We start from the raw sequence: 8939 nt of genomic DNA, 5'->3' as shown, positions 1-8939 counted from the left end.
CCCGGGGCGGGGCGCGCGCCTGGGCGGCCCCGCCCCCGCCCACCCACCCCCCCCCCCCCCCCGCGGGGGGCCCCCCCCCCCCCCCCCCCCGCCCCCCCCCCCCCCCCCCCCCGCCGCCCACCGGCTCGCAGCCCACGTCCCGCACCAGGCGCCGCACCGTCTCCAGCGCGCCCGGCTCGTCCCCGCACAGCGGGACGGCCAGCGGACGCCCGTCGAACACCGGCGGGCTCAGGCGCCACACGCTCTCGTGGCACAGGTTGAACGCCTTGACCACGTGCGCCCCGGGCGCGCCCGCCGCGATGCGCTCGGCCGCCGAGGGCCCGGCGCCGGTGGCCAGGACGAAACCCGGGGCCACCGGGTTGGTGCAGTCCACCAGCGTGCGCCCGCACAGGACGTCGGCCAGAGCGGCGGCCACACCGGCCGCCGCCGCGTGGGGCACGGCGAGCAGGACGGCGTCCGCCCCGTGCCCGGCCGCCTCCCGCACGCCCCCCGTCCGGGCTCCGATCCGCCCGGCCAGGGCCGCGGCCCGGGCGCCGTCGCGCCCGCCCACCAGCACGTCGTGGCCCGCGCGCACCCACTGCCCGCCCAGCGCACCGGCCATGGCGCCGGTGCCGATGATCCCGATCCTCACGATCCCCACTCCCCTTCTCCCGAACACGCCGACGACATCGACATCGACATCGACGATGTCGACGGCATCGACGACGTCGACTGCGCTGACGACACTAGGCACCGGCTCGGGCACCATTCGGTACGTGACCACCGATCAGGACCTCCTCGCCGACTGCCCCGCCCGCCTCGCCTTCGACCTGCTCGCCAACACCTGGAACCCGGTCGTCCTGTGGGCGCTGCGCCACCACCCCCAGCGCCCCGGGCAGTTGCGCGCGCGGATCGGGGGCATCAGCCCCAAGGTGCTGACCGAGACCCTGCGCCGCCTGCAGGCCAGCGGCCTGGTGGAACGCACCGCCCACCCCGGGTCTCCGCCCCGCGTCGAGTACGCGCTCACCGGCCTGGGGGCGAGCCTGCTCACCCCGGTGGGCGCCCTCGGCGCGTGGGCGTTCGAGCACGGCGACGACGTCATGGCGGCCCAGGACCGCGCCGAAGGCCCGGGGCCCGCCGGGGCCTAGGATTTCTCCGGTGCACCGGAGGAATCTGACAGCGGCGGCCGACGGCGGATCCTGGGGCGGCCTGGGCCTGGAGCTCCCCCCTGCCACCGAGCCGGGGCTGCGGCCGCGGACGGCGAACGGGAACCCTGATCGTCCTGTCGCAGGGTCCGCGGGTGGTGCTCACCGCCAGGATCGACGACGACCGCTGCGGCGTCGAGTACTCCCGCACGGACCACTACCGCTCCCCCCTCGCCCCGCTGCGGGCCGCCGAGGCGCGCGCGGTCGCCGGGCCGGGAGGGCCGTCCTGGTACGCCCGCTGGGCGCACCGCTTCGCCGGCGCCCTGCACGCCCGCGCCGACGGCCCGCTCCACGAGGGGCGGTGGGTGCTCTCCCCGCGGCTCGCCCGCGAGGGGACGGCACCGACCGCAGGCGGGCCGGGCGGCCAGTGGCGCTCCCTGCTGCTCGACGGCCACCCCGACGGCTACGTCAACTGGTTCGACGGCTCCCGGCGGGTCATGCCGCTGCGCCGGATGCCGCCACCCGACGACCCCCGGGTGAAGGCCTGCCGCAAGCAGGCCCGGGAGGGGATCCTGGCGCCCGTCCTGCTCTGGTGGTTCAGCGGGCTCAACTGCCATGCGGTCCTGGACGGCCACGCCCGCCTCGGCGCCACCATCGCCGAGAACCGCGAGCCGGCGGTCCTGGTCCTGTCCCGCGCACCGTCCGAGGAACGGACCAGGGCCCGGACGGACAAGGCCCTGTCGACCTACCGCCTCACCATGTCCCTCCTGGACGGTCCGCATCCGGTGGCGGACCGCCAGGGCCTGGCCTCGGCGGCGGGCCGCCTGCTCGCCACCCAACTGCACGGCCCCGAGGCCGACCACGCGCCCACCCGCGCATGGCCGATGCCATGAGGCCCACCCGCCCGGCACCGGCCGTTCCCGCCAGGGGCCTTGGCGGGTTCGCGGCCCAGGCGCGGCACTAGAGTGGGACGGTGACCTCGCTGCCGGAAGACCTCTCGCCCCTGGCCGGCGACGACGACCGCGACACGGCCGTGCAACGCCTGCAAGAGGCGTACAGCCAAGGACGCATCTCCCACGAGGAGATGGACGAACGCCTCCACCAGGCCCTCACCGCCAGGACGCAGGACGCACTCGCGCGGTCCCTGGCCTCGCTCCCCGAACCGGGCGCGGGCACCGAGACGACGATCGGCGCCGCCACAGGACGCATCCGGCGCAGCGGCGCCTGGAAGGTGCCCCGGACCCTCAAGGTCTTCTCCGCGCTCGGCAGGGTGCGCCTGGACCTGTCCCGGGCGGTCATCGAGCACCCGGTCGTCGACATCGAACTGCAACTCGGCACCGGCGGCGCCAGGATCACGGTGCCCCACGACGCGGTCGTCGACATCGAGGGCATGCACTCCGGCTGGAAGGAGGCCCGCTACAAGCCCCCGCGGCGCCCCACCCCCGGCGGCCCCACGATCCGGATCTCCGGGACCACCGGATTCGGACGGCTGAAGATCCGCCACGCGCGGCACTGAGACCCCCCCCGGGGCCGGTCGGCTGCCGCAACTCTCTTCGCTTGACGCCTGGTTGACGATGCGTCACGCCAGGTGACAGCGGTGATTCCCCGCGCTGTTCGGTGCGGGGCCTCGCCGGTTCACCCCTGGACGAGCGGCACGCCGGGTGGCAGCGGCGGCCTCACCGGGAGCCGGAACCCGTGCCGCCGACGTGCCCTGCGCGGCGCCCGTGTTCTCCCGCTCCGATCAGGCCACGGCGTGTTCCGCGTCGAGGACCGCGTCGATCTCGGCCAGTTCCTCGGAGGTCGGCACCCATTGCCCGGCGGCGGCGTTGGCGCGCACCTGCTCGGCACTGCTCGCCCCGGCGATGACCGAGCCGCAGCCGGGCCGTGCGGCGAGCGCGCCCACGCCGATCTCCAGGACGCTCCGGCCGCGCGCCTCGCCCCAGGCGGCGAGGCGTTCGACCGCGTCGAGGCCGGCCTCGGTCACCCGCTCGGGCCGCGACGCCAGGCGCGAGCCCGTGGGCACGCCCGTGGCACGGCGCACCTTCCCGGTCAGCAGGCCGTTGGCGAGCGGGTAGAACGGCAGCACACCGAGGCCGTAGTGCAGCGCCGCGGGCACCACCTCCCGCTCCACGCCGCGTTCGAGCAGCGACCATTCGTTCTGGGCCGAGACGAACGGGACGGCCCCGATCTCCCGGGCGACGTGCGCGGCCTCGGCGATCTGCCAGCCGGCGAAGTTGGAGTGCCCGATGTAGCGCACCTTGCCTTCGCGTACCAGCTCGCTGAGCGCGGCGAGCGTCTCGGCGATCGGCGTGCGCGGGTCGGGGGTGTGCAGCTGGTAGAGGTCGATGTGGTCGGTCTGCAGGCGTCGCAGCGACTCCTCGACCGCGCGCCGGATGTAGGCCCGGCCGCCCTTCGCCCCGGCTGCGGGCCCGTACCCCAGGTCCGCCCGCTGATAGCCGAACTTGGTGGCCAGCACGACCTCGTCGCGCCGCCCTTTCAACGCCTGGCCGAGCAGCGTCTCGGAGCCGCCTCCGGCCCCGTACATGTCGGCGGTGTCGAAGAGCGTCACCCCGGCGTCGAGTGCCGCGTCGACCACCGCGCGTGTCTGCGCCGCGTCGAGACGTCCGCCGAAGTTGTTGCAGCCGAGTCCGACCACGGAGACGAGGAGTCCGCTGTTGCCGAGCGTTCGATATTCCATGGGGTCACCCTAGTTCTGGCACGACGACAAGACCGGCCGCCCGTCACCCGGTCACCGATCGACCGCTGACCGGCTTCGGAACCACTCGTCCAGCGCGAGGGCGCCCGGCGGGCGCGGTCGGCGGGCGTGGTCGGCGACGGCCCGCCGCAGGGCCTCGGTGCTGCCGGGGGCGGCCGCCCGGCGCCGCATCTCGGCGTGGGCGGCGCGGCGCCCGGGGCTCAACGCCCGCACGGGCAGGGAGAACCGGCCGCGCAGGCACCACCACCTCGCGACCCGGGCGCAAAGGCGCCTCACACCGGCTCCGGGAGCTCGTCGGCGCCTGCGGTGCCGTCGGGGCCCTCAGGGCTTTCGGGGCTTTCGGGGCTTTCGGCGGGGCGCAGGTGGATGGGGTGGGCGTGGATGCCGACGAAGGCGATCGTGCGCAGCGCGCCGACGTCGGTGAGCCGGCGGGCGACGCGGGCGGTGGATTCGGGGGCGAACAGGTCGGTGAGGTAGGCGGCGTGGTCGTCGTCGAGGGGCAGGCGGGCCAGGGCGGTGCGCACGGCTGCCAGGGCGTCGGCGAGCCGGGCGAAGGTGGCGGTCTGGGTGACGCCGCCGATCTCGACGGTGACCGGGTGCGGGTAGTCGCGGGGAGGGATGGCGGTCACGACGCGTCCCCGCTCGGGGGTCCGAGGACCGCCCACACCGCTTTGCCGACCCCGCCCGCGTGGGAGCGGCAGCCCCATCGGAGGGCGAGTTCGGACACCAGCCACAGCCCCCGCCCGCATTCTTCGTCCCCGCCCACGCGGCGCAGCACGGGCTGGCGGGGGTCGGCGTCGTGGACCTCGATCCGCAGGTCGTCGGCCGAGAGGGCGAAGCGCACGAACAGCAGCCGGTCGGACGGGGTGCGGGCGTGCTGGACGGCGTTGGTGACGAGTTCGCCGAGCACCAGCCCGGAGTGGTCGGCGAACAGTTCGCCCCCCTGGTGGTCGGAGAGGAAGCCGCGCAGCAGCCCGCGTGCGGTGGGCACGGACTTCTGGTGGCGCGACAGCCAGCAGGAGTACTCCCCCACTGTTTCCGGCTGTTCCTTCAATACTTCGGGCATGGCCTCACTCGCCTCGGAGTTGTCCCGGATGCGGGAGTTTCGCCACGTCGGCCCGGGCCGCCGGGCCGCTGGTTGATCGTTCGTCATGATGAGCTCTCTGTGGCCTTGATCGCTGCGCACCATTCTCACTGTGCGTGCATTAAGCGTCGCTCTGAGCGGCTAACCTGGGAAGGGTGACCCTGTGTCACGCTGCGATTGGGCACATGGAGGCTGAGCATGGGGTTCCAACCAAACGAGCTGGATCCTGGGCGGTCGGCGCGAGACCAGTTCGGCTGGGAGATGCGTGCCCATCGTGAGCGAGCGGGTATGTCGCTCGACCAACTCGCCAAGATCGTCAATATCTCGAAGGGGCATCTCGGGCGGGTCGAACGCGCCGAATCAATGCCACCGCCGGACCTGCCCGGCATGCTGGACGCGGCGTTCGGCACCGACGGCCGGTTCGACCGCATCTACCAGTTGGCCAAGAACGAGAAGTTCCCTGGCAAGTACCGGCAGGCGATCCATCTGGAGGGTCAGGCCGCCGTCATCGAGGAGTTCGCCTCTGCGACCATCCCCGGCCTGTTGCAAATTCCTTCTTTCGCCCGACACTCGCTACGTGCAGGCCAACAGCACGCTACCGAGCAAGAGATCGACGCATTGCTCGCCGCACGACTCGAACGTCAGAAGCGGCTGGATTCCACGACGCCGCCGCGATGTTGGTTCATCCTGGACGAGGCGACGCTCCGGCGACCAGTCGGCGGACTCCATGTGATGTGCGAGCAACTCACCGCCCTAGCAGACGAAAAGCGCTCCTTCATCACGATCCAGGTCCTGCCCTTCGCCGCCGGCGAACACCCTGAGATGGGCGGTTCCCTCATGCTGTACACCCTCCCGGCGGGCGGTGTGATCGCTTGGGCGGAAGGTGCAAAGAACGGTGAGGTCATCGACGAAATGCCCAAGGTCGCCGAGCGGCGTGAGTCCTACGATCTACTGAGGGCCCAGGCCCTGTCGCCCCGGGACTCCCGGGCGATGATCAGACGCATTCTGAAGGAGTACGGCCGTGCGAGCAGAGACGCAGGAAGAATGGCGAAAGAGTAGCCACAGCAACAATGACGGCGGTGTCTGCGTCGAGGTCGACGACGCACACCCGGGCCGCGTCCGGGACTCCAAGGACCCCGACGGCCCCCGGCTGGCCTTCTCCGCTGATGCCTGGCAGTCCTTCGTGACGGCCGTACGCGGCGGCGAGTTCGGCCAGATCTGACGGTTTGGCAGGCCCGGGCCCTGCCGCTGCGGCAGGGCCCGGGCCTTTCACGGACTCCCCGAGGACGGCGGCATGACCGGCATCGAACTGCGCCACCACCGCGAACTCACCGACGCGGTCCGCCATGAGCTGGCCGCCCTGTACGCCGAGGTGCGCGCCCCGCTGCTGCACCTGCCCAACTACGCTCTGCCCGCCTTCGGCGAACGCCTGCAACGCCACGGCGGTGAGCCCGGCTTCGAGGCCGTCATCGGCTACGCCTACGGCAACACCGTCGAGGCGGCCGACCGCTGGTGGACCCGCATGGCCCGCCCGATGCCCCACCACCTCACCGCCGCACCGGTGTTCGCCCTCAAGGAGCTGGGCGTACGCACCCGATGGCGCGGCACCGGCGCCGCCCGCCGCATCCACGACGCGCTCCTCTCCGCCCGACCCGAGGAGCGGGCCACGCTCATGGTCAACCCCGCCGCCGGGGACGGCAAAGTGCACGCGCTGGACACGGCGTGGAGCTACGAGGACTCAACGAGGTCCGCCCCCACCCGGACGCGCCGCCACTGATCGCGATGCTGTACCGAAAGCCAACCCCCTTGGCGTAGCGTCTCGTTCACAACACCCTGCGGCCAAGGGAGACAGCCGTGCACGCGAACGACCAGACAAAGTGGCGCAAGAGCAGCTACAGCGCACAGGCGAGCGAGTGCGTGGAGGCGGGGCGCGTCGTCGTCGGCGGCATGGCCGTCCGCGACTCCAAGGACCCCGACGGCCCCGCGCTGGTCTTCCCCGCCGACGCCTGGGCCGCCTTCGTCACCGGAGTCAAGGCCGGCGACTTCCCCACCGCCTGACCCGCCAGCCACCCCCGTCGCGGCCCCGGCCGCGCAGCCGGGGCCGCGACGAACAGTGAGAGCAAAGGACCCGTCCGGCAGCAGAGGATCCACCAGGCCTCGGAGCGGGTGCCGAACAGAACCCGGTAGGACGGGGGGCCCGACAAACCAGTGGTTCCGCGCGGGGAGTCGGACCGGCCGACTTCCCGCGCGTCGGTCCGCCCTCGCCGCCTTCGCCGCCCTGCGGTCCTTGGGGACTCGGGGCGGCGGCCGGCCGCAGCCGGCAGCCCTCCCGCCTCCTGCGGGTGCGGGGCGCGGGGCACCGCTGCCCCGCCGTGCTCGCCGATGGCGGCGGTCAGGCTCCGGCGACAGTCCTCCGTCTGCGCCCCGGGCTTGACACCGGGCAGGAGACTGCACGGCTGCGGCCCGCCGGCCTCGACACTCAGCTGCCAGCGGGGCGCCCCCCGCACCCGCCACACCGCCTCGACCAGCAGGATCACCAGGCCGAACAGAACGGCGAGCACGAGAAGGCCCGGAAAGCCGTCGGAACAGGCCGCGCCGCCGTCCGGCGGAAGGCCGTGAACAGGTCCGTACAGCCGCAGTGTCTGCAGCAGGTTCCGCTGGTACCACCGCGGCAGCTCGAAGTGGCTCCGCTGAGGAGCAAGTTGACCTGGCTCCAGTTGTCCCGTCCCGGATGATCTGGTCGTCATCACGGCTGGATGGTCGGCCATGTCTGGTAGTTCTTGGGGATCAACGAGCGGCGCCGATCCGGATCTGCGCAACAGCGGTCTCGGCACGTACCGCTCCCGAAGAGCACGACGAAGGATTCTGTGAACAAGACCGACCTGATCGCGACGGCACCCTCGATCGCGGCCGCCATGGCCGCCGCCGACGTGAGCCCCGACATCCAGCTGACCCAGACCCGCTACCGGGCCGCACTCGTCTCCAGCTGGGGCATCCCGGCCGGAGCGTCGGTCCTGGAGGTCGGCTGCGGACAGGGTGACATGACGGCCGTCCTCGCCGAGGCCGTCGGCCCGCAGGGCCGGGTGGTCGCGGTCGACATCGCGGATCCGTCGTACGGCGCCCCGGTCACCCTGGGGCAGTCGGCGGAGCGCCTCAAGGCGACGCCTCTGGGCTCTCGCATCGACTTCCGCTTCGGCCTGGACGTCCTCGACGAGGCGGTCACCTTCCCCGACAGCGGATTCGACTACGCCGTCCTGGCACACTGCTCCTGGTACTTCGCCTCCCTGGACCAGCTGCGGGAGACCCTCGCCCGGGTCCGCCGCTGGGCACGGAACCTTTGCTTCGCCGAGTGGGACCTCGCACCCTGCTCGGCTGACCAACTGCCCCACCTGTTGGCCGTCCTGATCCAGGGGCAGATCATGGCGAGCGGGTCGCGGGGCGAAGGCAATGTGCGCACTCCGTTCTCCCACGCAGGCCTGCTCCGGGTCCTCGCGGCGACAGGCTGGGATCCCGTCCCGGGGCAGCCCGTGGACACAACCGCCCTACAGGACGGCGACTGGGAGGTGGACGCCTGCACGGCACTGCTCGACACCGTCGACCGGATGGCCGAGCTGCCGCAGACGGTCCTGGACCTGGTGCTGAGCCAGGCGGATGTGCTCCGGTCCCTGGCGAAGGACCACGGCAACACGCCGCTGCCGGCCTACTCGCTGACCGCCCGCTGAGCGGACCGGGACGCCGGTCCGGGGCCGCGACCGCCCGACGGGCGCGAACCGAGATCGGGCCCGGACCAGGCCGCGTGTCCGGTCGACATGCCCGCGCCCGAGTGAATGCGGGACGCCGTCCGCCCGGCACGTCGGGGTGAGTCCGGCGATCACGGTCCTGTCGGAGACCGCTCCGTGGTCGCGGTCATGTCGGGAGGCCGGCGTCGGGATCGTCGCGGGTTGGACCTGACCGCGCCGCGCAAGCAGAAGCACACCATCGAACGGGTCTTCCGGCGGCTGGCGAGCCCGTACGA

At 73.0% G+C, this 8939-nt stretch carries 12 protein-coding genes and 1 pseudogene (1 of these 13 cut by a window edge); 8 read left to right on the top strand and 5 right to left on the bottom strand.

The features are described from left to right. A pseudogene (locus tag ACIOGZ_RS21305) lies at positions 1–631 on the bottom strand (NADPH-dependent F420 reductase); its annotated part reaches 17 nt to the left of the window's first position; the annotation flags it as partial. 124 nt (positions 632–755) lie between these two features. Between ACIOGZ_RS21305 and ACIOGZ_RS21300 the strand changes: the two are divergent. From ACIOGZ_RS21300 to ACIOGZ_RS21290, 3 genes are all read left to right on the top strand, one after another. Beyond that, positions 756–1127, top strand: coding sequence for a winged helix-turn-helix transcriptional regulator (locus tag ACIOGZ_RS21300; protein ID WP_400986773.1), 372 nt, complete (start codon positions 756–758; stop codon positions 1125–1127). A gap of 152 nt (positions 1128–1279) precedes the next feature. After that, entirely contained in the window at positions 1280–2017 is a 738-nt protein-coding gene (locus tag ACIOGZ_RS21295) for a hypothetical protein (protein ID WP_400986772.1), read from the top strand. An 80-nt stretch (positions 2018–2097) separates the two neighbouring features. Then, the gene (locus tag ACIOGZ_RS21290) at positions 2098–2640 is read left to right on the top strand and encodes a DUF1707 domain-containing protein (RefSeq protein WP_363632312.1); all 543 of its coding nucleotides are present in this window, start codon (positions 2098–2100) and stop codon (positions 2638–2640) included. A 225-nt stretch (positions 2641–2865) separates the two neighbouring features. On the opposite strand, the gene ACIOGZ_RS21285 is transcribed toward ACIOGZ_RS21290, so the two are convergent. From ACIOGZ_RS21285 to ACIOGZ_RS21270, 4 genes are read right to left on the bottom strand one after another with little or no spacing between them, the layout of a single operon-like run. Beyond that, positions 2866–3822 carry an aldo/keto reductase gene (locus ACIOGZ_RS21285; RefSeq protein ID WP_400986770.1) on the bottom strand — a complete coding sequence of 319 codons (957 nt, stop codon included), beginning with the start codon at positions 3820–3822 and terminating at the stop codon, positions 2866–2868. A gap of 51 nt (positions 3823–3873) precedes the next feature. Further along, positions 3874–4116 (bottom strand): hypothetical protein, encoded by a 243-nt coding sequence (locus ACIOGZ_RS21280; RefSeq protein ID WP_363588096.1) that lies wholly within the window; start codon positions 4114–4116, stop codon positions 3874–3876. Next, positions 4113–4469, bottom strand: coding sequence for a hypothetical protein (locus ACIOGZ_RS21275; RefSeq protein ID WP_400986769.1), 357 nt, complete (start codon positions 4467–4469; stop codon positions 4113–4115). The genes ACIOGZ_RS21280 and ACIOGZ_RS21275 overlap by 4 nt, the downstream gene beginning before the upstream one ends. After that, positions 4466–4906 carry an ATP-binding protein gene (locus ACIOGZ_RS21270; protein WP_363588092.1) on the bottom strand — a complete coding sequence of 147 codons (441 nt, stop codon included), beginning with the start codon at positions 4904–4906 and terminating at the stop codon, positions 4466–4468. Before ACIOGZ_RS21270 ends, ACIOGZ_RS21275 begins: the two co-directional genes overlap by 4 nt. Positions 4907–5212: 306 nt before the next feature. Here ACIOGZ_RS21270 and ACIOGZ_RS21265 point away from each other — a divergent pair, with 306 nt between their 5' ends. The 5 genes from ACIOGZ_RS21265 to ACIOGZ_RS21245 all read left to right on the top strand — a co-directional run bounded on the left by ACIOGZ_RS21265 (position 5213) and on the right by ACIOGZ_RS21245 (position 8646). Beyond that, positions 5213–5983 carry a DUF5753 domain-containing protein gene (locus tag ACIOGZ_RS21265; protein ID WP_400477183.1) on the top strand — a complete coding sequence of 257 codons (771 nt, stop codon included), beginning with the start codon at positions 5213–5215 and terminating at the stop codon, positions 5981–5983. Beyond that, the gene (locus tag ACIOGZ_RS21260; protein ID WP_363588088.1) at positions 5946–6146 is read left to right on the top strand and encodes a DUF397 domain-containing protein; all 201 of its coding nucleotides are present in this window, start codon (positions 5946–5948) and stop codon (positions 6144–6146) included. The genes ACIOGZ_RS21265 and ACIOGZ_RS21260 overlap by 38 nt, the downstream gene beginning before the upstream one ends. 72 nt (positions 6147–6218) lie before the next feature. After that, positions 6219–6701 carry a GNAT family N-acetyltransferase gene (locus ACIOGZ_RS21255; protein WP_400986766.1) on the top strand — a complete coding sequence of 161 codons (483 nt, stop codon included), beginning with the start codon at positions 6219–6221 and terminating at the stop codon, positions 6699–6701. A 77-nt stretch (positions 6702–6778) separates the two neighbouring features. Continuing rightward, positions 6779–6982 carry a DUF397 domain-containing protein gene (locus ACIOGZ_RS21250; protein WP_400986764.1) on the top strand — a complete coding sequence of 68 codons (204 nt, stop codon included), beginning with the start codon at positions 6779–6781 and terminating at the stop codon, positions 6980–6982. Positions 6983–7791: 809 nt separating this feature from the next. Beyond that, on the top strand, positions 7792–8646 hold the full coding sequence (locus ACIOGZ_RS21245) for a class I SAM-dependent methyltransferase (RefSeq protein WP_400986762.1): 855 nt from the start codon (positions 7792–7794) through the stop codon (positions 8644–8646). Positions 8647–8939: the final 293 nt, after the last annotated feature.

Source organism: Kitasatospora sp. NPDC088160, assembly GCF_044741445.1.
Taxonomy (GTDB): Bacteria; Actinomycetota; Actinomycetes; order Streptomycetales; family Streptomycetaceae; genus Kitasatospora.
The sequence above is the reverse complement of the archived record's forward strand: the minus strand, read 5'-3'. Positions and strand labels throughout refer to the sequence as shown.